General features: G+C 38.4%; 22 protein-coding genes. 4 read left to right on the forward strand and 18 right to left on the reverse strand.

What is annotated here, in order from left to right:
• Positions 1-167: 167 nt before the first annotated feature.
• The gene (locus tag K345_RS0110555) at positions 168-1,271 is read right to left on the reverse strand and encodes a hypothetical protein (RefSeq protein ID WP_028974116.1); all 1,104 of its coding nucleotides are present in this window, start codon (positions 1,269-1,271) and stop codon (positions 168-170) included.
• A 19-nt stretch (positions 1,272-1,290) separates the two neighbouring features.
• On the reverse strand, positions 1,291-2,448 hold the full coding sequence (locus K345_RS20685) for an HD-GYP domain-containing protein (protein WP_053228224.1): 1,158 nt from the start codon (positions 2,446-2,448) through the stop codon (positions 1,291-1,293).
• A gap of 72 nt (positions 2,449-2,520) precedes the next feature.
• Here K345_RS20685 and K345_RS0110565 point away from each other — a divergent pair, with 72 nt between their 5' ends.
• Positions 2,521-3,354, forward strand: coding sequence for a hypothetical protein (locus K345_RS0110565; RefSeq protein WP_028974117.1), 834 nt, complete (start codon positions 2,521-2,523; stop codon positions 3,352-3,354).
• Here K345_RS0110565 and aat read toward each other — a convergent pair.
• Genes aat through K345_RS22375 form a run of 5 tightly spaced genes read right to left on the reverse strand, consistent with a single transcriptional unit; the run spans position 3,298 to position 8,188 of the window.
• Positions 3,298-4,011 carry a leucyl/phenylalanyl-tRNA--protein transferase gene (gene aat, locus K345_RS0110570; protein WP_028974118.1) on the reverse strand — a complete coding sequence of 238 codons (714 nt, stop codon included), beginning with the start codon at positions 4,009-4,011 and terminating at the stop codon, positions 3,298-3,300. The two genes, K345_RS0110565 and aat, sit on opposite strands and share 57 nt — an antisense overlap.
• Positions 3,986-6,265: an ATP-dependent Clp protease ATP-binding subunit ClpA gene (gene clpA / locus K345_RS20690; protein WP_037572044.1), complete on the reverse strand. Its 2,280-nt coding sequence runs from the start codon at positions 6,263-6,265 to the stop codon at positions 3,986-3,988. Before clpA ends, aat begins: the two co-directional genes overlap by 26 nt.
• 4 nt (positions 6,266-6,269) lie before the next feature.
• On the reverse strand, positions 6,270-6,584 hold the full coding sequence (locus tag K345_RS0110580) for an ATP-dependent Clp protease adaptor ClpS (protein ID WP_083963726.1): 315 nt from the start codon (positions 6,582-6,584) through the stop codon (positions 6,270-6,272).
• A 48-nt stretch (positions 6,585-6,632) separates the two neighbouring features.
• Positions 6,633-7,511: a hypothetical protein gene (locus tag K345_RS0110585; RefSeq protein WP_028974120.1), complete on the reverse strand. Its 879-nt coding sequence runs from the start codon at positions 7,509-7,511 to the stop codon at positions 6,633-6,635.
• Positions 7,511-8,188, reverse strand: coding sequence for an SOS response-associated peptidase (locus K345_RS22375; RefSeq protein ID WP_083963727.1), 678 nt, complete (start codon positions 8,186-8,188; stop codon positions 7,511-7,513). Before K345_RS22375 ends, K345_RS0110585 begins: the two co-directional genes overlap by 1 nt.
• Positions 8,189-8,273: 85 nt before the next feature.
• Between K345_RS22375 and K345_RS0110595 the strand changes: the two genes are divergently transcribed.
• Positions 8,274-8,972 carry a tetratricopeptide repeat protein gene (locus K345_RS0110595; protein ID WP_037572047.1) on the forward strand — a complete coding sequence of 233 codons (699 nt, stop codon included), beginning with the start codon at positions 8,274-8,276 and terminating at the stop codon, positions 8,970-8,972.
• Positions 8,973-8,980: 8 nt separating this feature from the next.
• On the opposite strand, the gene K345_RS0110600 is transcribed toward K345_RS0110595, so the two are convergent.
• Genes K345_RS0110600 through galK form a run of 4 tightly spaced genes read right to left on the reverse strand, consistent with a single transcriptional unit; the run spans position 8,981 to position 13,637 of the window.
• A complete protein-coding gene (locus K345_RS0110600) occupies positions 8,981-11,002 on the reverse strand; it encodes an NHL repeat-containing protein (protein ID WP_028974122.1) in 2,022 nt (673 codons plus the stop codon).
• Positions 10,999-11,673, reverse strand: a complete 675-nt coding sequence (locus K345_RS0110605; RefSeq protein WP_037572051.1) for a tetratricopeptide repeat protein — start codon at positions 11,671-11,673, stop codon at positions 10,999-11,001. Before K345_RS0110605 ends, K345_RS0110600 begins: the two co-directional genes overlap by 4 nt.
• Positions 11,670-12,410, reverse strand: coding sequence for a 5'/3'-nucleotidase SurE (surE, locus tag K345_RS0110610; RefSeq protein WP_028974124.1), 741 nt, complete (start codon positions 12,408-12,410; stop codon positions 11,670-11,672). Before surE ends, K345_RS0110605 begins: the two co-directional genes overlap by 4 nt.
• Positions 12,411-12,425: 15 nt before the next feature.
• On the reverse strand, positions 12,426-13,637 hold the full coding sequence (galK, locus tag K345_RS0110615; RefSeq protein ID WP_083963728.1) for a galactokinase: 1,212 nt from the start codon (positions 13,635-13,637) through the stop codon (positions 12,426-12,428).
• Positions 13,638-13,724: 87 nt separating this feature from the next.
• On the opposite strand from galK, the gene K345_RS0110620 reads away from it, so the two are divergent.
• On the forward strand, positions 13,725-14,792 hold the full coding sequence (locus tag K345_RS0110620; RefSeq protein ID WP_028974126.1) for an AI-2E family transporter: 1,068 nt from the start codon (positions 13,725-13,727) through the stop codon (positions 14,790-14,792).
• On the opposite strand, the gene K345_RS20700 is transcribed toward K345_RS0110620, so the two are convergent.
• The 6 genes from K345_RS20700 to K345_RS0110650 form a co-directional block, all read right to left on the reverse strand.
• Entirely contained in the window at positions 14,760-16,715 is a 1,956-nt protein-coding gene (locus K345_RS20700) for a HAMP domain-containing methyl-accepting chemotaxis protein (protein ID WP_053228226.1), read from the reverse strand. The genes K345_RS0110620 and K345_RS20700 overlap by 33 nt on opposite strands.
• Before the next feature lie 73 nt (positions 16,716-16,788).
• Positions 16,789-17,535: a Sir2 family NAD-dependent protein deacetylase gene (locus K345_RS0110630; RefSeq protein WP_028974127.1), complete on the reverse strand. Its 747-nt coding sequence runs from the start codon at positions 17,533-17,535 to the stop codon at positions 16,789-16,791.
• 20 nt (positions 17,536-17,555) lie between these two features.
• A complete protein-coding gene (locus tag K345_RS0110635) occupies positions 17,556-18,893 on the reverse strand; it encodes a GH1 family beta-glucosidase (protein WP_028974128.1) in 1,338 nt (445 codons plus the stop codon).
• Positions 18,894-18,905: 12 nt separating this feature from the next.
• A complete protein-coding gene (gene speA / locus K345_RS0110640) occupies positions 18,906-20,816 on the reverse strand; it encodes a biosynthetic arginine decarboxylase (protein ID WP_028974129.1) in 1,911 nt (636 codons plus the stop codon).
• The gene (locus K345_RS0110645; protein WP_028974130.1) at positions 20,816-21,544 is read right to left on the reverse strand and encodes a tRNA threonylcarbamoyladenosine dehydratase; all 729 of its coding nucleotides are present in this window, start codon (positions 21,542-21,544) and stop codon (positions 20,816-20,818) included. Before K345_RS0110645 ends, speA begins: the two co-directional genes overlap by 1 nt.
• A gap of 52 nt (positions 21,545-21,596) precedes the next feature.
• Positions 21,597-22,331, reverse strand: coding sequence for a PTS sugar transporter subunit IIA (locus K345_RS0110650; RefSeq protein ID WP_028974131.1), 735 nt, complete (start codon positions 22,329-22,331; stop codon positions 21,597-21,599).
• A gap of 82 nt (positions 22,332-22,413) precedes the next feature.
• Between K345_RS0110650 and K345_RS0110655 the strand changes: the two genes are divergently transcribed.
• On the forward strand, positions 22,414-22,782 hold the full coding sequence (locus K345_RS0110655) for a PilZ domain-containing protein (protein ID WP_028974132.1): 369 nt from the start codon (positions 22,414-22,416) through the stop codon (positions 22,780-22,782).
• Here K345_RS0110655 and K345_RS0110660 read toward each other — a convergent pair.
• Positions 22,757-23,611: an HU family DNA-binding protein gene (locus K345_RS0110660; protein WP_037572057.1), complete on the reverse strand. Its 855-nt coding sequence runs from the start codon at positions 23,609-23,611 to the stop codon at positions 22,757-22,759. The two genes, K345_RS0110655 and K345_RS0110660, sit on opposite strands and share 26 nt — an antisense overlap.
• Positions 23,612-23,617: the final 6 nt, after the last annotated feature.

A 23,617-nucleotide genomic window follows, 5' to 3' on the forward strand; every position in this document is an offset into this window, starting at 1 on the left:
TTCTTATTTCTCTGAAGGTCTTTTATGAAGTTTAGCCAGGGTCCAGGGCCCACATACTTTATCTTTGGGGAAAGGTCTTTCATAAGATCCAGAGCATCCTTGTAAGCCACAGGGCTAGTCCAGTGGATAGATGTTTTATTATTGTTTTGTGACATAGACAAGAACTCCTAGAATAATTCTAATTGTTTTGTAGGTTCTGTTACAGGGGATTCTTTTACAGGGACGGGCTTGTCCTTCTTTTCAATGATTTCAATCCTTTTCAGTAAGGGGGGGCCATCCCACTTAATGAGATCTCCTATAGAGGTAAGGCTGTCTTCAATGTCCATAGCATGCTCCAGAGTTGTCCATTTAGAACCGAACTCACTGATCAGTTCTCTAGCTAGTATGTTTAATAGTATCCGTAAATGTTCACGGAATTCTTCATCAGATAAGGATTCCGGTCCCAATTCTGTACAGAGTGATAGAAGATAGTTTAAGCCTTCTTCAATGCTCTCCAGCTCTTGCCCTTCTCTTATATAATGGGTCAGACTTTGAATCAAGAAGAGAATAGAACCTTCCAGATCATAAGGAACTAAAGATAAGGCGATAAGCCTGTTTCCTTCTGATTTTCCAAATATATTTTGCACATAAGGATAAATATCATCACATTGCAAATCCTCTGTGATAACAAGATGGAGGGCTCTAAGAGTCAGACGCTGTATTTGTTCATAGTTATCATCTATAAGTTTATCGACCACATATTGAAAGGATTCAAAGAAGAGATCTTCGAATCCACTTAGAGCGGCCTCCTCTATTTGCTGAAGAGCGGAGAGAACATCATCCTGGGGTTCGGTAAGTTCTGAAAGGAGTTTCGATCCGGCTTTACTGGATATCATATTTTGATCAAATAAAAAATCCAGGTTATGCAGAATGTGATTCTTAGGAATCTGATGATAGAGGGCTTTCGCTCGGTCCCTACCCCCTGTATACAAAGCTTCCAAGAGATAAATGAATATCCTCCATTCATAATAGGGATGCTTTGGAGGAATGGTCTCCAGCTTATTAAAAACTTGGGGATTCAACATACCATTTGTTGTAGATTCTAAAGCATCTAAAATGGTAAGAGAATCTTCCTTTAGCCAATGAGTATCCTTGATATGAGAGGAATGATAAACATCTCTGGGATTAAGTAAGGAGTTATCTATATCCATACCCAGAGTATCTTCCCAGCTAGGGTATCGATCTAATCGTATTAATAATAAACGGAGTGAATCTTGATTGTACCTGTTCATGTCCCATCCAACGGAAATTCTAGGAAGGGAGTATTCCCCTATCCCGTAATTTGCTGACTTCACTCATATCAAGAACCCGGCTTATCTGAAGTTCAGAATCTTCACTTGTTTTAAGAACACGAGGTTCTGGCAAGGAAGCACCATGCTCATCTGTTAGTAATTTGAGCATGGGAAATCTGGGTTCCTGGGTATTCGTATCAACAATTTGGGCAATTGAGCCGCTATTCAGAATCACATAGGATCCGAGTGGATAGATACTAATGATAAATACCAAACGTTTCAAGATTTGTTCATCATAGATTCTGCCAGAACCTTTTAGCAGTTCTACTATACTAGTGTGACCATTCCGTGCTTCCCTATAAGGTCGGGAAGATATCTGAGCACTATAATTACTAGCGATGGCAATAATCCGTGCATTCATACTGATGCGATCACCGCTCAAGCCTTGGGGATATCCGGTTCCGTCCATTCGTTCCTGATGTTCCAGAATCGCTAAAGTAATATTAGCAGGAAGGGAGAACTCTTTAAGGACTCTATATCCTATAATGGGATAGGCTGTGAGAGCTTTTTTCTCTTCTGCTGACAAAGGATTAGTTTGATTACGAAGAGCCGGGGGAAGCCGGAACATTCCTATCTTGTGTAATAAGCCGGCAATTCCCAATTCAATAAGTTTATGGGCAGGCATACGCATGTCCTCCCCAATAACGATGGCCAGAACACAGGTCTTGACCGATTGGATTATGAGAAAGTCATAATCAGTACTACCTAGCTCAGCAAGGCGAAGGATGTATTTTTTATTTTTCTTAACCATGGCTATGATTTCTTTTACCATATCCGTAGCAGGAGCAATCGCTAAGTCTGATTTCCTCAAAAAGTCATCAAACAGCTTTTCTGTATAATCCAGGCTTTTATCAAAAAGTTCATTAACTTCTTTCAAGGCTTCTTTTTCTTTTATGTCTGAATCAAACTGGCCAATACCATCCATACCAGGAATGGTCATCTTACCAGAGGTAGATCCTTCTGTAACAATTTCTGTATATTTCCATTTGCTCAGGCGCTTAATAAGCTCCTCTGTAACAGGTGTTTCTGGTGTTAATAAGATGTACTTATCATCCAAGTATATATCTGAGTCATAATAAGTATTAGGTTTAATTGTATTGGTAGAGATACTTTTCATTAAGGAAACTCCGTTGACCTTTCATCATCTGTCACTTAAACTTCTATTATTATATTATAGGAGTCTTTCCAGGTGAAGTTTAAGACAATTTTCATTCTTTTCAATTCTATCATCATTATATCATTCTTATTTGTGTTTTTAATGCCAATTATGATATTAGGAGCGGATTATGGACATCTTTTTTTAAAAAACAATTGGTATGTGGCTTTATTGTTTGTATTGGCCATGGTTGTCCTGAATATTTACTTCCTGCTGAATTGGAAAATGTTTCAATACTTGGAGAAAGAAGATTGGTCAGGACTCTTTGACTACTTATCAGCGAAACTTCAAAAAAGAGGACAATTATCAATCCGTCAAATACGAATGTATCTAAACACAGCATTGGTATTGTCTAAGGTCGATGAAATTGTTGAACTTAGAGATAAATTGAAAGCCAATGCCCCCAGAAAGTTTAATAAGTTTGTTCTGGAACTGGGTATCCCCTACCTCGTGGACGGCCAATCCCTGGAGGGCTATAATTACTTCAATAACTTTTCCAGTACAAGTAATCAAAGGGACTGGATTCATTGGGCCAAAGCATTTTGTTTGCTGAATTTACAACGACGAGAGGACGGAAAGGAAGTACTGGTTCAATTATTGGGTCAGACAAAGAATCCCATCATCATTCTTATGTCGACATATCTCTTAACCTCATTAGGAATGGATGATGATGACACAGCGAAGATATTATCCACTTATAAGGATATGTTAAATGAGAAGTTTTCAAAAGCACAGCTTAACAAGAAGATGAATGTTCAGAAGGAGACCAATTTACTTCTATTATTGTTTGGAAAAGTCTACACAGAGGCTCTAGATTGGTGCTTTGACCATTCCTTGCCAAGTTCCGAAAAAATCGTTTCCCAGTGAGTTAAGGGATAACTCTTCTAAAAAATCATCCCGTTTAATATGCTGAGCCCCTAGGGATTCCAAGTGTTCTGTGTGGACCTGACAGTCTATACAGAACAAACCTTGTTGTTCTAATGTTTTGACTAATGTGATAAAGGCAGCTTTCGATGCATTTGGGGCTAAAGCAAACATGGATTCACCAAAGAAATACCTTCCTAAGCTGACACCATATAATCCACCACAAAGATTACCTTTGTCATCCCAGGCTTCCACAGAATGGGCATATCCTAATTCATGAAATTTGTTGTAAGCAGATTCCATATCATCTGTGATCCAGGTTCCAGGCTGTCCAGGTCTATACACATTGGAGCAATTCTTGATGACTTGATCAAAGGCTGTATCAAAACTTATATCATAGACCCCTTTGCGAAGAACTTTTTTCATACTCTTTGATATATGTAAATGTTGAGGATATAAGACAAAACGAGGATCTGGAGACCACCACAAAAGGGGCTCATCTGGAGAGAACCAAGGGAAGATTCCCTGTTTATAAGCAGATAATAACATACCTGGACTGAGATTCCCCCCTACGGCCACAACTCCTTCTGATGTAGCCGTATTGGGATGGGGGAATTGAAAATACTCTTCTGTACTAAGATAAGGAAACTGTAGATCCATTTTTAACCTGATGGGCGATTTTTCCTTTCTTCATGTAGAGACGAACAGTACCACCGTTAAGCAGGCGTCCGAAAAGGACTTCATCCACAAACCAGGATTTTACTTCCTGTTCTATAACCCGTCCAATATTTCGAGCGCCATATTCTGGGTCATAACCAGTTTCTGCTAAGAACTGAATAACCTTAGGACTAACTTCCAGGGTAACATTCCGTTCCTCTAGCATGCTTTCAAACTCATGTATTTCTTTCCATACGATCTTTTGTATGATGTCTTCAGGCAGTCTACCGAATGTGACGACCTTATCTAATCTGTTACGGAACTCTGGTGTAAAGATCTTGTTCACAGCATCATTGACAACAGAATCTGTTAATACAGGGGATCCGAAGCCAATGATAGGTTTACCGATATCCCGTGCCCCTGCATTGGATGTCATTATTATTATGACATTTCTAAAGTCAGCCTTTCTTCCTGAATTATCTGTCAAAGTAGCATAATCCATTACTTGAAGCAGGATATTGAAGATCTCTGGATGAGCCTTTTCTATCTCATCCAAGAGGAGAACCGCATGGGGTGTCTTACGGATGGCATCTGTTAGAAGCCCACCCTCTTCATATCCTACATAACCAGGAGGAGAACCTATGAGACGAGACACGGTGTGTCGTTCCTGATACTCGGACATATCGAATCGATGCATGGCAATTCCCAATACATCAGCCAATGATTTGGCCAACTCTGTTTTTCCCACACCTGTAGGTCCCGCAAAGAGGAAATTCGCAACAGGACGTTCCTTTTTATGGAATCCAGCCCGGGATCTTCTTACCGCTTGAACCACTTGTTCAAGGGCTTGATCTTGACCAAAGACTCTTGCTTTTAGATTCACCTCCAGGTCTTTGAGACGGCCTAACTCTCCTGTGGTAACACTCTTCTCAGGAATATGGGCAATCTTTGATACAATCTTCTCTATCATTTCAGAACCAATGACATCAGGGGTTTCCGGATTTTTGGTTCTTAACATTCTACTAAGAGCACCTGCTTCATCAATAACATCAATAGCCTTATCAGGCTGATGTCTATCATTGATATATTGTGTTGAAAGACTTACCGCCTCTTCTAGAGCGGTCTCTTCATAGCGTACTTGATGATATTCTTCATATTTGGGGGCCAGGCCTTTGATAATCTGAATTGTTTCACCAGGTGTTGGTTCAGGTACATCAATCTTTTGAAAACGTCTGGCCAAGGCTCTGTCTTTTTCAAAGAATCTCTTATACTCATCATATGTTGTGGAACCGATACATCTTAATTTACCTGAAGTAAGAGCTGGTTTTAACAAATTACTGGCATCCATGGAACCTCCAGAAGTGGCTCCTGCTCCTACTATGGTATGAATTTCATCAATGAAGAGGATAATATCCTTTTTGGTTTCCAGTTCTTTCATGATGCCTTTGATACGTTCTTCAAAATCTCCCCTATAACGGGTACCAGCCAATAATGATCCCATATCCAAAGAATAGATGGTGAAGTTTTTAAGTAACTCTGGCACATTGCCTTCTGCTATACGCTGGGCAAGTCCTTCTGTTATAGCGGTCTTACCTACTCCAGGTTCACCAACGTGAATAGGATTATTCTTAATTCGGCGACACAAGACCTGAAGAGTTCTTTCGATGATCTCTTCACGTCCGATAACAGGCTCTAGTTCGCCATCACGGGCTGCTTGAGTTAAATCTCTGGTAAACTGTTCTAAAAAGGTAGCCTTCCCTTTTGAACTTTGTTCGGTTGTCGTATCTTCATCACTATCCATATCAAAGGTTTCTGCATCTTCCCAAGAGTCTTCCGCTAAAGGCCCATGACTGATCACTTCTAATAACCGCAACCGTGTTAATCCCGCTCTGAGTAGATAGTAGGTAGCAAAGCTTTCTTTATCTTCAAGGATAGCCACAAAAATGTCACCAATCCCTACGGTTTGCTTACTGGAGGCTTCTGTATGGAAGAGAGCCCTCTCAATGACTGTTTGAAAACCAATGGATTGTGTTGGTTCCCCTTCATCAATAAAAGTCATCTCCGTATCAAGATATTCTGTTACTTTATTTTTAACATCTTCAATATCTACATCACAGGCCTTTAATATACCGATGGGACGATCAAACTTGAAAGATGCTAATAATATATGTTCTGGGGTTAAATATTCATGCCCCTTTTCTTTTGCTTCTTGGTAAGCAGAATTGATTACATCCTGCACTGTCTCACTAATATTCATACACCTATGCCTTTTCGTAAGTACATTTAAGAGGATACTCAGCTTTTTCTGCCATTTGTGTCACTTGAATCACCTTTGTTTTGGCAATATCAAGTGAGTAAAGTCCCACTAAGCCTTTACCTTTCGTATGTACATCTAACATAATTTTTGAGGCTTCATCTGTTGATTTACGAAAAACGACCATCAACACATGCACGACAAATTCCATTGTTGTATAGTGATCATTATGAAGGATCACCTTATACTTATTAGGTTCTTGAACTTCGTCCTTTTCCCTACTTTTAATTTTCTCACTAATGTCTGATTTATTTCCAGCCAAGAAACAACCTCCTGGGGATATTTATAGACAAATTTACTGCTTTTTTATTCAACCATCAACTCCCGGCCTAAAATGACTATACTGATATTGAACCCTTAGGAATTCTTGCAAATCCTTCAAACTTCGATCGATAGTCAATTCATCAATATCAAACTCTTTTCCCGTTAGAAATTTAAGTTTGTATCTTGATAGCCTAGCCCCCCGAAAATAATAAACTTGCTTATGTATTACATCCAGTTTATTTACCAAGAATATGGTTTCTCCTAATAGGTACCTTATTCTTATCTGCTCCTTAAGAAAGACATACTGTCTTGGTATCATGAAAACCATTCTAAATAGCAAGTAAGCTATGAATATAATAACAACTGACTGAAAACCCAAAGCAAAAATTACACGTTCACTATTATAGAGTAATAGAAACATTCGATACCCGAACCAAGAGGTTAACACAATGAGAAAAGCAAATACGAAATAACTAAAACGTTCTGTATTAATGACAAAGGGAGCTTTGAACCTTTTATGTCCTGAGTTTTCAATCATCCGGCGTTCAATATTGTCAGCCAGGATATCAAAATCCTTAAGGTTTCTTGAAATATGGATCTTTGTATCCTGTCCATTCACATAGGAAACGCCAGCACTAGGATTAATCACAAAGGACTTTATATTTTTGTATAATATTGTTTTTTGAAAAAAGAGTCCTTTTATTGATAATCGATTATCATCAATAATGTATTGAGCTTGTAACTGAAAGAGTCTGATCGTAAGGACAATAGCCAATATGGCCATAACAACACTAACACCTAACTTGAAAGGCCAATAAAGGGAATCGGTATAAATGTTTGTATAAACAATCATAGATAAGGATAAAAGTATTCCTATACCATTGATGAGCTTATTATGTTTGGGATATTTGAAAGTCTGATACATTACTCATTCCATAATTCCAGCTGTTCAGGATTGTGATAAATATCAGTAGTCGATGGTTCATCAATCATCCTCTTTATGGGATGAATCTTGATTTTATCTTCAGTGATATCTCTGTAATTATCTATTATCCAATAGGGATTGGTCAACCAATCCTCATATTCATTGTTTGTTGCTAATACGATAGGCATACGGGGATGTATTCTTTCCATAGTACCTGTTGATGGCTGTGTTATTACCGTAAAAGACCACCCTAAATCATCAAACTTTTTCTTGCTTGCCAATCCTGCTAAGGCAAAAAGTGGTGAATTGCCACAATAACAATAATAGGGATAACGTTTTTTATCTCGAGCTTTCCATTCAAAAAAACCTGTGACAGGAATCAGGATAGGTTGATTAAGTGCTTCTTTAAAACTGACCTTAGTCCTCAATGTTTCTATGCGAGCATTTATTGTATTTTTCTTTATACTATTGGCTTTTTCCAATGAGGAGACCCAATGGGGGATCAATCCCCATTCCCCTTTGAATATTTGGTGGTTCTGTAAGATAATAGGGTAGAAATCCTTCTTATATGGTGTAAAATGGTAGTAAGGAAGAGAGGGAAAGTTATCTTGTTGGTAGGCGTTAAAATGCCGTTCCAACTCTTTTGCCTTCCTGTCCAAGGACAAGTTATAACACATAAAACCAATCTATCAAAATAGATAATAAGTTGCAAATTTCTTTTAATGAGATATACTGTAGCCAGATTTAAAGAGGGGGGTTCATTTGAAAAATCTTGCATTAGTTTTGATGTTAATACTTACAACATCCGTATTTGGTGAATTCTGGAATGATGTTCCCGAAATGCTTAGACCCGATCTTGCAGATGCCTATTATCAAGCAGGTGAGCAATATGCCAAAAGCAATCAAGCTGAGAAAGCAAAACAGTACAAAGCTATGGCACTTAAAATATATCCAGAATATAAACCTGGCCAAGAAGTTCCTAAAATGTCAGTACCTCAAACAGATAAAGAGGCTGAATCCATTCCATCTTCAGAGAATATCAAAGAAGAAGTGGTTACCAGAGTTAGACAGCAAAATCTACAAGTGGAAAGACTTGTCCATTATCAATTCACAAAAGCGGTCCGAGCCTTAGTAACAGAAAACACAGGAATGCTTCTATCTGTTCTTGATTCACAGCTTTATGTTGGGAATATGGATAATAAAATCGATAGGAATCAGTTGGAAATACAATTGCCTAAGATGTTTGAATCAAGGGATTTTACATCTATACCACCTAATGCCTTGTATGACTTAAGCTCTATAACTATTGGTCATAGAGAAGATGGGACCTATGCCCTAACGGTCTCAACAAACAGCACTTATGATAACCAAATGGCACAGATATTTACTTTTTGGAACAGTGAACAAACTTTTATTTTCACACCATCCGGTAAAACATGGCTTATTTCCGGAATTGAATAAAACTTCTTTTATTCTAAGGGGGCGAAATATCCACTTTCGTCCCTACCACTTCTTTGAAGAATCTTTGATTCTACTTCCAGAGGAAGGTACCTTCTACCAAAATCAGTATCTGCTTTGGAATTATACTTAAAAACGTAAAGCCCCTCAGGAATCTTAGTTAAGGTATCAGGATACTCAGTTAATCCTTCAGGATTCAGTATTGGTATAAACTTACCATTAGTCTTTTGAACAAGATACTTCAATTCCTCATCTGGTTCATTGGAAGACATAATAATAACGTCTAACCGAATTTGATTATTTTTTAGAAAATCTGCTAACTGAGTAACATTATATTGGTCAAAATCATTAGGATCTATCTTACCTGTTGAGAAATACGTTATCACTTTGTGATGAGAACCTGGTAATAGACTATTACCGGCTAAACGTAGCCCCAGGTCTATTTGTCCTTCATTAGAATCGACCAGGTTTCCATTATTCAGGCTAACATTATCCTGTATACCATTTTGCCTTAGGTATTCAGGTTGTGGTCCTGCTTTAATAATATTAAAATCATTATACCCTCTAGCTGTTAGGGAAGACGTAAGTTCTAACAGGGCCTGTCTTAGAGGTCCTTGATACTCTTTCATATCTTCAGATTCTTCGATAACCATGGACAATTTGATCCTATTGATATCCGAACTGGTGGCTGTTAAATCAAAATTCTCTAATTGTATATCATTTTCAGATAACACAAAGTTGCTTTTATCTAATCCCACCATAGGAATACCTTTATAGTCCTCTACTGCCACTTCAACCCAAACTTGAGGATAATTATCGCTAACGACTCGCTGAATCTTTACAAATAAACCGGAATACATTGCCGGGAGTTCTACAAGAGCATCTATTTGGGATCCTTTAAAGTCAGATACCCATAAATTACCATTAATATCAGGTTGGGCCATGATATAGTTATGGTCACCTTTGTTGGACTTTTCCCATATCTGGGTATGGATTTCATTCTTTATATCAAGAGTATATATTCCCTTATCCTCGGCAATATAAAAAACCTCTCCTTCCCTTGCCCAGCTTATTCCTTCAGGCTGAAAGAGCATTTTTTCAGCTATCGTTCTTAGATAATTACCACTATCATCAAAAACCAATATGGAATTCAATTGCTTATCAGCTACATAGAGTAAACCTGAATCGTATAATATCCCTGTTGGTTCTTCCAATCCTTCAAAACCACTGGCTTTTTTCCCAAATACAAGGATAAAGTCACCTTCTCTGCTGAACTTACTTACCCTTTTATTCCCCCACTCTGTAACATAGATATTTCCATAATCATCTTCTGTTAGGAATTGCGGACCTAAGAGTTGACCAGGATTACGTCCTGTAAGACCGATTGTCTTGGAATGAAGACCATCCAGAGAGAGAATACGAAGCATATCCCTTCGAAACTCTGAGATAACAACATCATCATCCCTAATCATAATGTCAAAAGGGGCGTCAATGCCTTCAATCCCCCCTTTTATTCTATCAAGAATGGATCCATTCATATTCAATCTGACTAACTCCTGTGATCCATAGGAAGCCATCCATAGACTTCCATTGTTCAAAGGACGGAAACCTGCTGGCTGCAGGAAGAGAGGAGGCTCAGCACTTGTTCCTTCCAGGGACAGAGCTTGTACCAGCCGGGATGTATTATTGTCAGAAAGAAGAGATCCTCGACGGCTAGATAAGATAGAAATCCAATTATTGAGAACGCCATTCTCTTCTTTGGCCGTTACTTTTTGCCATTCACTGATAGCCAAACCTTCGAATCCACTATAATAGTAGGCCCGCCCCAGCCATTGGCGAAATAACAAATTATTGGGCTTAAAACTTAAAGATCTTTCCAAACCTAAAATGGCTTCATTATACCGACCTTGATGGAAGGCTCTTACAGACCAGCCAAACTCATCATTGGCTTTAACTTGTTCCATATCCACTTGAGCCATTAGAGAAGAAATACTTATAAGGATAAACATTATAGAGAATATAATTTTTTTCACTTTATCCTTCCTTTGGCCTTCTTGACAATCTTATAATGATCTTGAATAACTGGATTATCAGGTGCTAGTTTAAGTGCTTTTCCAATAAATTCTTCTGCCTTGATCGAATCTTTTTTCTGATGATATATCCAGCCCAAACTATCTAAATAGGCAGGATTACCTGGTTGCTCTTTGATAGCTTTCAAACAAAACTGAAAGGCCTTATCCAAATACATACCTTTTTCTGCCAATATATAGGCTGTTGAGTTAAGAGCTGTTGTATTATTGGGGTCCTGGGCAAGAGCCTTTTGCAGGGTTGTAAGAGCTCCGGTCATATTACCCATTTGCCAGTAGATATGTCCAAGAGCTGAAAAAACCATAGGGCTTTCATACCCTTCTTCTCTAATACTATCTAACTCTTTGACAGCGAGGGGATATTCTTCAAGCTCTGTATAAATTAAAGCTTTAACCATACGACTTTGATAGGTATATACCAAATCAAAGTCTTGAGAAATTACTTGCTCAAAATATTCCAGGGCTTTTTCATACTCCTTTAGTTTAGTACAAGCTAAACCCAGATAATATGGTAAGGAAGGGAACTCTTCTTCATTGAGAGCATCAAATACTTTTAACGCTTGTTCATAATGTCCTTCCCTGTATAATCGAATCCCCTCATCAAGATCTAAACTCATGGTTTTGTAAATTCCACCTTTTGATAAACATTATTATCATGATTAAGTGGATGTATATAGATAGAAGAAATGGATATCATTCCCTGTTGAACAGCAGCCCAATCAGAGTTGGCTTCTGGAACAACATCATGTAAAGCACCTTGAACAAAACAATACACCCCTTTGTCAGGGGCTGTATAAGTATGAATTGTATCATTATAATACCTACGGGCTGGTGTTGTTATTTGAACATCATACTCCTTGTCCAAGTTAGGAATATTAATATTCAGAAAGTGGTCAGGATCAGCTTTTCTCACAAATATATCTGTATTGGCAGCAATAAACTGTGCAGCCGCTTCATAATTATAGGGACCACGTAATGATGCCATACTTACAGCGACAGCAGGTAAACTCATAAGAGCCGCCTGTCTGGCTGCAGCAGCTGTTCCTGAATAGATAATATCTGTCCCCAAGTTGGGTCCATTATTGATGCCGCTGATTATCAGATCAGGATTTAAATCCAATGGCCCCTTTACAGCCAAAGTAGTACAATCTGCAGGCGTTCCAGAACAGGAATAGATATTTTTGTCCTGTTCCTTGATAACCATAGGCTCTCTTATGCTAATCCAATGACTAGTAGCACTCCGTTCTCTATCGGGAGCAAGAATGGTGACATTGCATTTATCCTTTAACGCCTTATATAAAGCCTGGATACCGGGGGCAAAATACCCATCATCGTTTGTTAATATTATGTTCATGATTATTAGTCTCTGTTATAAAGTATTTTCGAATCTCAAACCATCTGACGGTTCAAGAATCATGTATTCTGGTGTGAACCCAAATATTCTATCATATTCTTCTAAATGTTTTGTATACTCTTCTAAGGCTAATTTTGTCATTAATGAAACAGTACAGCCTCCAAATCCCTCTCCAGTCATCTTGGATCCGTAGACTCCTGGGGTCTCCCATGCCCTTTTGACAAGCCAATCAATTTCAGGACAACTCACTTCCCACATATCCCTTAATCCCTCATGAGAACGATTCATCAGGCGACCAAAAGATTCGAAATCACCTTTTTCCAAATAGTTTATCCCATCTTCAACTCTTTCAGATTCCTCTAAAAGATGAATACAACGACGCCGAACCTCTTCTGATATTTTGCCAACAACTTCTCGTAAATCATCCTTTGAAAAATCCCTCAACGAAGAGCCTGATTTACGTTTTCCCAGATAAGTGACTAAATCCTTTATTTCCTGTTGATAGTCAATACCATCAGATTCAAAACTATTTTGAGGCACTTTGGAATCTGTTAAGACAAAAAAAGCATCCCCTCGAGGATAGTCTATGGAAGTATTCTCCAGATTCTTAAGATCTGTAAAAAGAAGTTTACCTTTTTCAGATTTCAGAGCGGCCATAGCCTGCCCCATCCCTGTATATTGTCCAAGGAATAGAACTTCCGATTGTCTGGCTGCATCTAAAATCTGGAAGGTACTCAACTCTAGAGAAAAGACTTGGCAAATGGCCGAAGCAGCTGCAATACATAGAGCAGCACTAGAACCAAGACCGACACCCTGTGGTATGTCACCTTGTATAGTAATATCCATTCCTTTAATAGGATGTCCACTATTAAGAAAAGCGAAGATAACACCTTTTATATAATTGGCCCAGCGATCTTCCCGTTTGTATTTCAGGCCGGATAAACTACTTTTTTTACGCTCCCCTAAGTCAACAGAATAAAATCTAAGACTATTATCACTGCGGGGAGAACAAGCGACATAAAGCCTTTTATCTATGGCTAATTGCAAGAGAAGACCGTCGCCGGGGCTTGAAAATTCCCCTAACAAGGAAACCCGGCCAGGGGCTGAAACGACACTGAAAGGGTTCTTCCCGTATTCTCCGCTATGATGCTCTAAGATGGGATGCACGGCTCCTCCATTTTGATCCTTACCATTAATAGTAAGGCATTTGGCATAACAATTCAACAAATTATTTACCTAGGCCATAGTCCACGAAAGGCAAGACTGCTATTTTTATATTGTAAACAACAGTACTAAACATATATATTTAGTACCATGAAAAACCGTATTATCTTGACAACTTTATTATTAGCTGTGTCTATATTATTCCTCTATATGACCCGTTTTTTTCTTTTACCATTGATGTTGAGCCTAACAATCGTTGTGCTTATTAATCCTTTCTATCATAAATTAGAGAAAAAACTTAATAATAAGAGTAACTTAGCTGCAGTCATCACGACTTTATTAATTCTCTTAATTATACTGATTCCTGTAGGATTCTTTTTACAGGTTTTGATCAAACAGTCTTTTGAAGTCTATTCCAAAATACAAACTTATCTGAAAGATCCAGGCATAGGTCAGTTTATTCAAACGGTCAATGATTGGCCACTTCTCGATCGGATTAATCTTAATGAAATTGATTGGCAATCCCTAATATCACAGGGGATATCCCAAATAACAAAATTTACGACAAAAGCCGTTAATACCACATCTAACGGGGTATTCCAAAGTATAGCCTATTTGTTCATAGTTTTATTTTCTTTATTTTTCTTTTTAAAAGATCAGGAACGTATGATGGAGGGTCTTAAGAAATTACTTCCTTTGGAACCTACTGTTATTGATCATTTAGCTCAAAAATTTAAAGGGACAAGTAAGTCTGCTGTACAGGCCACTTTATTTATTGGTGTCCTTCAAGGAGTCATTGGCTCGATTACTTTTATTATTGTTGGAATAGATACCTGGATGTTGTGGGGGGCTGTTATGACCATATTGTCTATAGTCCCTCTCGTAGGATCTTATATTATAATGGTTCCAGCAGCTCTTATATTTCTGGCAGGTGGTCATATCTGGCAATTTATCTTCATCTTGTTCACCGCAACAGTTGCGTCCTATGGGGTAGATAACTTACTTCGTCCTGTGTTCTTAAGCAAAGATACCAGAATGCATGAACTATTGGTATTCATTAGTTCATTAGGAGGAATGGGCCTTTTTGGATTAACAGGTTTTATTGCTGGACCAGTCATAGCAGCGACCCTCCTTTCACTGCTACAGATATATAAAGAGGGTCCCATATCACATAAAAAGGATAGACTACATACTCGAATCAGAAGACTCAGGCAATAACATTCTGTCTTCTGATTCTTTACTCACTTGAAAGAAATGTATTTCATTCATGAGACTAAGAGCCTGTCCCGAAAACTCTTCTGCTGTTGCAGCTAATTCTTCAGCAGAAGCAGAAGAGGATTGCACAACCTCTTCTAACTGGGTCATTGTTTTATTGATCTGACCGAGGCCAATCTTTTGCTCTTGGACGGAGGAGGATATTTCTTCTATAAGTTCTGAGGTTTTTTGAATATCCGGAATTAATTTTTTCAATAACACACCAGCTGTTTTAGAAACATCCACCGACTGTGCTGATAACTGACTAATCTCGCTTGCAGCCATGCCACTTCTTTCAGCTAGCTTTCGGACTTCTGAGGCGACAACCGCAAAGCCTTTTCCTGTTTCACCTGCTCTTGCCGCTTCAATCGCGGCATTCAGAGCAAGGAGATTAGTTTGACGGGCTATTTCCTCAATAATACTGGTTTTTTCTGCTATCAGACTCATGGCATCCACCGTTTCTTCAACAGCATGTCCACTCTTACGCGCATCATCTACAACAGCTTGTGCTATAGCATTTGTCTGTCTGGCATTGTCAGCAGTATGTTCAACATTAGCAGATATTTCTTCTATGGCTGCTGATGTTTCTTCTGTAGAAGCAGCTTGTTCGGTAGCGCCCTGAGCCAAATTCTGGGCACTTTCAGCAACCTGATCAGCTCCGGAGTTGACATGTCCTGATATTAAATTAATTGAAGCGACTATACCCTTTAATTTATTAGCCATAGTAACGAGGGCACGAACCAAAGCACCAATTTCATCTTTAGAATTGATATCAAATTGTTCTACAGCATATAGATGACCACTAGCCAGAGACTCGGTTAAATGTAGTCCTTTACTGATATTTTTACTGATATCATAGGCTAACTTAATGACAATACTAACAGAGAGAACAACAGCAAGTATAAGCGTGATTATTGAGGATAGGATGTCACGATTTATCTCCATGAGCAGTTCCTTCGCTCGAGCATCTGAATAAGAGGCAAGACCATCGGATAAGGTATTAATATCTTCTCTCATAGTCCTAAACGCTTCCTCAGTTTGTGGTTGTAAGGAAAGCATGTTCACGTAATCATCAAAATTCTGTTGAGACAAATTAATAGTTTCTTCGGAATACTTAAACCATTCTTCATAGTCCCCAATAAAGGAGTCTCTGATAGACAGAGCTCTCCCCCCAAAGATATTAGCAGCTTCTGATACACGATCAATTGTTTGCTGGGCATTTTCAGAAAAACTATCAGCATAGCCCATCATATCCTCTTTCGCTTTACTGTCGATGATCAATAACTGGGCGACATAGGCTTGATAAACATCTCTGTCTCCATTAAGAACCAAGGATAAGGCACTTTCAAGATTGGCCCTTCTTGCAGAGGAGATATTTGTCTTAAGAGAACTATCAATCAACTCGCCTAGTGAATCAATATGATCACGCATAGCATCAAAACGCTTAACGGCCTTGGCATTGGAATCATCAATCTGAACACGAGATGCGACTACTGATAATGCATGTACTAGAATCTCTTTATTCAGTTCATCCCAGGTTTTAAATTTAGTTCTAAAATCCTCTAAAATCTTTGACAATTCATCATCATATATTTCACTACCAGCATTAATCCGCTCCCATGTCTGGTCTCGATTCTTATTGTAATCATCTTCTAAATTACGTGCTTCTTCTAAACTGGAACTATTAAAAATGGCAACAATATCTGCATATGCCTGGTAAGCATCTCTATCACCATTAAGAAGTAAAGCGCGATACTCTTCAATTTGTTGATTTAACTCTGTTACTTCACGTATAGCAAGGAAGCCAGTTAGTCCTATAATAAAAACTATGACTGCAGAAAGAATAGGAATAGCAACCATAATACCGAGCTTGCCACGAATCTTCATCTATAAAACCCCTTAACTGTCATTACTTTTAAGTATTAGTTAAGGGACAAGGAAATGCAAAAAATAGAATAAATTATCTTAGTCTATCCCATATTTCCTTAATGGTCTGATCCAGATCATTCTGAAAAGTAAAGGAGAAGGAGGATTCTACACCTGTAAGCTCTTGATTGATCAGTAGAGAGGAGACGTTTTTGACCCAATCCAAGGCAATACCTGCAACAGGATGAACCTGGAGACTTGTTCCTAGTACCAGGATGAAGTCCGCTTTTGGTGGATTCCTGACAACTCGATAAAACTCATCGGGCAGAGCTTCACCAAAAAAAACCACATCAGGTTTTATGATACCTCCGCATTGGCAGATGGGAATTTGATCTGATTGAATATCTTGAGCATACTCATCATATTGATAGCTTGTTTGACACTCCATACAATGGCCTGTTAAGTATGAACCATGACATTCAAGAACTTTTTCATTTCCTGCTTTTGTATGAAGCATATCGATATTCTGGGTAAGAATAAGTTCCAATTTATTTTTACTTTCCAACCAAGATAGAAATTCATGTACAGGAGAGGGATGAATATCCTGGGCCAGCAGTTCTTTAGACAACATAAAGAAAGGCTCAGGATGTTTATGAAAGTAGTTGATATCAAAGATAGCTTCTGGATAAGGTAGATTGTATTTCTTTTCTGCGAATGAATATAGACCATTAGGGCCACGAAAATCAGGTATTCCTGAAGAGGTACTGACTCCTGCTCCTGTAAAAACAACTATGTTCTTAGCCTCTTTCAATTGTTGGACAGCTTCATCCATTCTATTCATATCATCTATCCTTCCAGTATTCATTTACCCGAATCAATAAAATCTTTATACCACAATGCAGAATCCTTTGGGATACGTTGTTGGGTGTCATAATCTACGTAATGTAACCCATAGCGAATTGTATATCCTGCAGCCCATTCAAAATTATCCATGAGGGACCATACAAAATATCCATTTAAGGGGATATTATCCTTAACAGCCCTTAAAGCCTGATCAAAATGATCTTGAAGGAATTTAACCCTTCCCGGATCATGAACTCTATTGCTATCCAGGCTATCAATATGATCATCGTAGGCAGCTCCATTTTCAGTAACGTATAGACTCTTAAAGCCATAATCTTTGTATAAGCGTTCTAAAGTGTCATATAGACCCTCTGGATAAATGTCACGATCAGCGGTCCATTCTAAATGGGGTTGGTCAACACTTGCCGTATGAAGAAGTTTATCCTCTTCACTCCAAGTATACCAGTTAGAATTATAATAATTAACTCCTAAGAAATCGATATCACTGGCGATAATCTCCATATCCCCTGATTCAACCTTTGGACATAGAGGACCATAAAGATTCAACATATCTTCCGGATATCCTCTTCCTACAAGAGGATCTAAGAACCATCTATTAAAATAACCATCAAAGTTAGCAGCCGCTTTTCTATCCCTTTCTTTGTCAGGATCCTGAGGATAAGAAGGTAAAAAGTTAGGGGCAATACCAAGGTTAAGATCTTGCCCTGTACTTCGCATGGCCCGAATAGCCATCCCATGAGAGACTAAAACACCATGAGCTACTTGAAGAGCATTCTTAAAATTACTTTCTCCAGGGGCAAATATGCCTTGATGATGACCTAACATCGCCGTACACCACATTTCATTATGGGTCATCCAGTTCTTGACCTTGTCACCTAATACATGAACCATCGTCCCGGCATATTCTTCAAAAGCTTTAAGAGTATCCCTGTTCATCCAGCCACCTTCATCATAAAGGCATTGGGGAAGATCCCAATGATATAAGGTTAAAAAAGGTTCTATGTTATTCTCTAAGAGTTCATCTACTAGTTTTTTGTAAAAATCCATCCCTTCTTGGTTAACTTCACCATAACCTTTAGGAAAAACTCTGTTCCATGAGGTAGAAAAACGGTAGGCTCCGACTCCTAAGTTTTTGATTAGTTGAACATCATCTTTGTATAGATGATAATGATCACAGGCTATATCGCCATTATGATTTAACTCTGTCTTTCCAGGAGTATGACTGAAGGTATCCCATATGGAAGGGGTTCTCCCCCCTTCTCCTACAGCACCTTCAATTTGGTAAGCACTGGTAGCCACACCAAATACAAAATCATGGGGAAAATCGTTGTTCATAAATACTCCTAACTAATTCTCTTCGAAATATGTATATCCACGGAGTCCCGAATCAAATACTTCTAAAATATGTCTTCGCTCTGGTCCTGTTATCAGCTTTTGTCGAACTCCGCTCTCCGCAAGTTGTCTAAAGGATTCCTTAAGGAATTTGATATCGTATTCAACATAAGACAGGACATCTTCAACGGAATCACCGGCCAGTTCCTCTTTGTATTCAATCTCTCCGTCATTGGCCAAAGTAACACCGACAACATTAGTATCACCAAATAGGTTATGAAGATCACCAAGTGTTTCTTGGTAGGCCCCTACTAAAAAGACACCAACGATATATGGTTTCTTATCGAGGTTATGAAGAGGAAGGTATGGTTTTACCCTATAATCATCTATAAAATTACTTACTTTACCATCGCAATCACAGGTTATATCTGCCAAAATAGCATGGGAGGACGGTTTTTCTTCCAATCGATGGATAGGCATAACTGGGAATAATTGGTCAATAGCCCAAGCATCAGGTAAAGATTGAAAAACACTAAAGTTTGCATAGTAGATTTCACTCAGGTTCTTCTCTATATTCTGTAGTTCATCCGGAATACGTTCTAATCCACCAAGATGTTGATTGATAATTTTGAGAGTCGCCCAAAAGATCTCATCCCCTAAAGCTCTTTCTCTTAGGGATATTTTACCAACTTGAAAAAGATTTCTAATCTCATCACGATAATAGATGGCATCGTGATAAGATTCTTGTAAGTTGTTTTCATTTAGGTCTTTATGAACACCAAATAAATACTCCAAATGCTGGCTCATTCCATCTGGTAACTCTGAGGGCATTCCTTTTTCTGTCAGACTGTTAGTATCAAGAATATTGAAAAGCAGAACAGAAGAATAAGCACTGATGGCACGACCAGATTCGGTAATGATATTAGGATGATCTATTTGAGCATCATCCAGGTTCTTTTTAACGACCTCAATAACATCAGCACAGTATTCCATCAAGGAGTAGTTACGACTATTATCATTCGCAGCTTTAGAACCATCATAATCAACACCTAATCCACCGCCTATATCAAGGATCCCCATGGGAGCTCCTTCCTGAACAAGACTAATATAATATCTAGTAGCTTCATCTACAGCTTTACGGACACTTCGTATCTTGGGAATCTGTGAGCCTAAATGATAATGAAGTAATTTAAGATGTTGTAACATATTTTCATTTTTAAGAGTATCTAAAGCCTCTACCATTTGACTTGAGGTTAAGCCAAAGATGGAGTGATCACCTGCAGATTCAGCCCACTTGCCTTCTACAGTGGAACTCAACTTAGCCCTTATTCCAATATTAGGACTGATATTTAAAGCTCTTGATCGTCGAATGATGGTTTCTATCTCTCCTGGTCGTTCTGCTACAAGAAAGACTGGAAGCCCTAATTTACACCCCCACAAGGCAAGATCTATGAATTCAGCATCCTTATACCCATTACATACAATATAAGATTCTGGATCTTTTATATAAGCTAAGGCGATAAGCAATTCTGCTTTACTTCCCGCTTCTAATCCATGGTGGTATTTGACTCCATAATTAACGACTTGTTCGACTACTTGCTCTTGCTGATTAACTTTTATAGGATAAACACCGCGGTAGACACCATTGTATTCATATTCTTTGATAGCTTTACGAAAGTTCTCATTTAGTTCTTTTATTTGACCTTGAATTAAATCTGGGAAACGTAATAGAACAGGCATATTGATACCTCGAGAATCTAATCCTTCAACCATTTCATATAAACTACAAAGCTTCTTACCTTTTGGACTATTGAGGTAAACCCCCACATGGCCATCCTGGGTGACTTCAAAATAATCATGTCCCCAATTATTAATACGATAGAGTTGGCAAGCGTCATTGATTGACCAACTAGATTGTTCAGACATTAAGCCCTCCTTAAATAATCAATTACTGATGTAGCAAGTGAAAAACCAAATATACCCGTCAGTGAAGCTAGACTTCCTAAAGTACGCCTGGGAGGTCCCTTTAAAAACTCTGAGCCTTCTTCTTCCGGAGGACGATATTCATAATTAATGACTTCTGGTGAATAGACACAGGTAATGCCCTTACCTATTCCTCTTCTACGTAATTTACGACGTATCACTCTAGCCAAGGGACAGCCTTCTGTATCCATGAGATCTGCGATTTGGACCTTGGTGGGATCAGTTTTTAAAGCAGCTCCCATAGAGGAAAATATAGGAATATTTTTTTTGTATGCTTCTGAAAGAAGAGTTACCTTTGCCCCCACAGAGTCAATAGCATCAACGATAAGATCAGGAGAAAGAGAGAGGAGGTCTTCACTATTTTCATAATTAAAGTAAGTGTCTATGGTTTGTATTTGTACATCAGGATTGATAGATAATGCTCGTTCTTTGGCTACTTCAACTTTAGATCTACCCATAGTGGCGTCCGTAGCAAGAATCTGCCTATTAATATTAGTCATTCCTACTCTATCAAAATCAACTATTATTAAACGCTTTATGCCACTCCGGACCAAGCCTTCAAAGGCATATCCTCCAACAGCACCCAAACCTACTATCATAACAGTATGATCTATAAGTTTAGCAAATTCATTATCTCCATACAAACGCCTAGTTCTTAAAAAACGATCCATTGGCACACTATATATATTTGTTATTAACTTGACAATAATTTACCAATACTGATTAAAAATACAGACCACCAGTTTGATAAATTAAATCCTGAACAGTAACTAAAAGTCCTTTTTCTACAGCATTTTGTTTTTTGAGTAAGTCTATACGCCTAATGGTTTCGTTAACAAGATTCTTGTTAACGACAGCTTGTATTAGAGTATCATTGATGACAGCCACCTGCCCCCCTGAGATTTGTGACAGAAGCCTAATCAGCTCAGACCTGATATTATCTACTTGCAGTATGATATTAAACAAACAGGAAGGGCCTTTGCTCACTAATGTTGTTTGGCCGAAAAGCTCAACCACCTTTTCATAAAGCTCCCTTTTATTCTTACATAAATCGAGTAATTTTAAATTTTCTTCCTGTTTAAAGGTAAGACTTAGGGAGCTCAAAATCTGAACATGCACGTCCCGTTCTTCTTCCGGGGCCAAAATAAAGAAAAAGTACCGAGAGGATTCACCATCAAAAGAGTCAAAGGGCACCCCATCAGGAACCATTAATAAACCAAGAAGAAACTGTTTTAACCCTGGAATCCGACAATGAGGTATGGCCACACCTTTAAGAAACCCCGTACTGGATAGCACTTCCCTATCTGTTAAACGTTCAAGTATTTCAACCTCTGACATCTCCTCTAAGAGAGGAGAACGTTTAGCTAGATAAGTGATAGCCCTGAGGACATCTTCTTTTGTGGAGGGTTTGGCATCAATTCTTATACAATTACGATCAAGGGCATCAATTATGTTCATGAACCTAATGTAGTGCTGCACTCATAAATAAACAAGTAAATTTTGTGGAAAAACAAGGGAACTTATCATAAACTTCAAGAGGATGAGTAAACGAAATTTTGATAGAACAGGATTTGAATCCAGTTGCCAAATAAGCCTGGATGGACAAGTTTGGACAGGTGAGTCAGAGAACCTCTCATTGAAGGGGGTGTTAGTTGAGTTTAATACAACTCACAGCTTTAAAATTGGTCAAGAAGTTACCTTTACTTTGTTTTTAAACAATCAAGAGATTACCTTAGATTTTGAAGCTACTGTTGCTCATTGTTTTGATACAAAAGTGGGACTCACTTTTACTGAAACAGACTCGGAAACCTTCACCCATCTGCGTCGACTGTTGGAATGGAATCTTGCAGATGCAGGTGAAGTCACTAGAGAGATAAAAGAACTTAAGTCTCATCATCCTCAGGAATAGGTAATTGAGAAGTTCTTTCTTTAAGATAAGAACTGAATCGGAAATCAGGAGCCATATGCTCATCTCGAGCTGCTATGGTTAATTCTTGACCGGTTTTAGGATTTCTTCCTAGGCGAGCCTTCCGGGCTGCTTTCTTTTTAACCGCGAACTTACCCAGACGACCAATATTGATGGACTGTTGTAATAGGATGGCTGTTTCCATTGTCATATGGTAGTCATCCAACAATTGTCTCACTTGTTTTTTAGTTAAACCATTCTTTTTAGCTAGATAGGAAAGTATGTTTTGTCTATTGAATTGATCAAAAGGAACTTCTTTGTTCATTGTTAGTTCCCGATTCAACTTAACAAAGGAATTAGTCAAAAAGATAGTGGCTTCTCTCACACGCTTATCCTGCTCACCTGTATCTATGCCTTCTTTGCATACAGCAATACGATAGAGGGCAGAGGTGTTTTTGACAGGCCCACCTTTTATACTTAATGTTTGCTTGATAGTAGGAGCGCTTTCCCACTTTATGTTATCAGATAGGAGAATATCCGGGACATCATTCCTTAATTTAATACTTGCGTATTCAAACCATCGATGAGGACCGCAACCAATACTGATAAGTGAACCAGAATAGGTTAAGATAAGCACAGCTCTCGAATCATCTTCAGATAAAGATTCAACTTCTTCCATTCCGAGCAAACGTATTTGTTCTTCAAAGAGGATATCTTTTTGCTCCCAGGTCAATTTAATATTATCCCAGGCTCCTTCTTCCTTAGCCCAATCACCATCTGAAGTTTGAATTAATCCTTTTAGATGGTTCTCAATTTCTGTTGGTAAAGCCATATACCT

The organism is Spirochaeta cellobiosiphila DSM 17781 (assembly GCF_000426705.1).
GTDB lineage: Bacteria > Spirochaetota > Spirochaetia > DSM-17781 > DSM-17781 > Spirochaeta_E > Spirochaeta_E cellobiosiphila.

Coding starts and splice junctions, on each gene's coding strand:
- K345_RS0110555 (WP_028974116.1), bottom strand. CDS start 1,271: ATGAACAGGTACAATCAAGATTCACTCCGTTTATTATTAATACGATTA.
- K345_RS20685 (WP_053228224.1), bottom strand. CDS start 2,448: ATGAAAAGTATCTCTACCAATACAATTAAACCTAATACTTATTATGAC.
- aat (WP_028974118.1), bottom strand. CDS start 4,011: ATGGATCTACAGTTTCCTTATCTTAGTACAGAAGAGTATTTTCAATTC.
- clpA (WP_037572044.1), bottom strand. CDS start 6,265: ATGAATATTAGTGAGACAGTGCAGGATGTAATCAATTCTGCTTACCAA.
- K345_RS0110585 (WP_028974120.1), bottom strand. CDS start 7,511: ATGTATCAGACTTTCAAATATCCCAAACATAATAAGCTCATCAATGGT.
- K345_RS22375 (WP_083963727.1), bottom strand. CDS start 8,188: ATGTGTTATAACTTGTCCTTGGACAGGAAGGCAAAAGAGTTGGAACGG.
- K345_RS0110605 (WP_037572051.1), bottom strand. CDS start 11,673: ATGAGTTTAGATCTTGATGAGGGGATTCGATTATACAGGGAAGGACAT.
- surE (WP_028974124.1), bottom strand. CDS start 12,410: ATGAACATAATATTAACAAACGATGATGGGTATTTTGCCCCCGGTATC.
- K345_RS0110620 (WP_028974126.1), top strand. CDS start 13,725: ATGAAAAACCGTATTATCTTGACAACTTTATTATTAGCTGTGTCTATA.
- K345_RS20700 (WP_053228226.1), bottom strand. CDS start 16,715: ATGAAGATTCGTGGCAAGCTCGGTATTATGGTTGCTATTCCTATTCTT.
- K345_RS0110630 (WP_028974127.1), bottom strand. CDS start 17,535: ATGAATAGAATGGATGAAGCTGTCCAACAATTGAAAGAGGCTAAGAAC.
- K345_RS0110635 (WP_028974128.1), bottom strand. CDS start 18,893: ATGAACAACGATTTTCCCCATGATTTTGTATTTGGTGTGGCTACCAGT.
- speA (WP_028974129.1), bottom strand. CDS start 20,816: ATGTCTGAACAATCTAGTTGGTCAATCAATGACGCTTGCCAACTCTAT.
- K345_RS0110645 (WP_028974130.1), bottom strand. CDS start 21,544: ATGGATCGTTTTTTAAGAACTAGGCGTTTGTATGGAGATAATGAATTT.
- K345_RS0110650 (WP_028974131.1), bottom strand. CDS start 22,331: ATGAACATAATTGATGCCCTTGATCGTAATTGTATAAGAATTGATGCC.
- K345_RS0110655 (WP_028974132.1), top strand. CDS start 22,414: ATGAGTAAACGAAATTTTGATAGAACAGGATTTGAATCCAGTTGCCAA.
- K345_RS0110660 (WP_037572057.1), bottom strand. CDS start 23,611: ATGGCTTTACCAACAGAAATTGAGAACCATCTAAAAGGATTAATTCAA.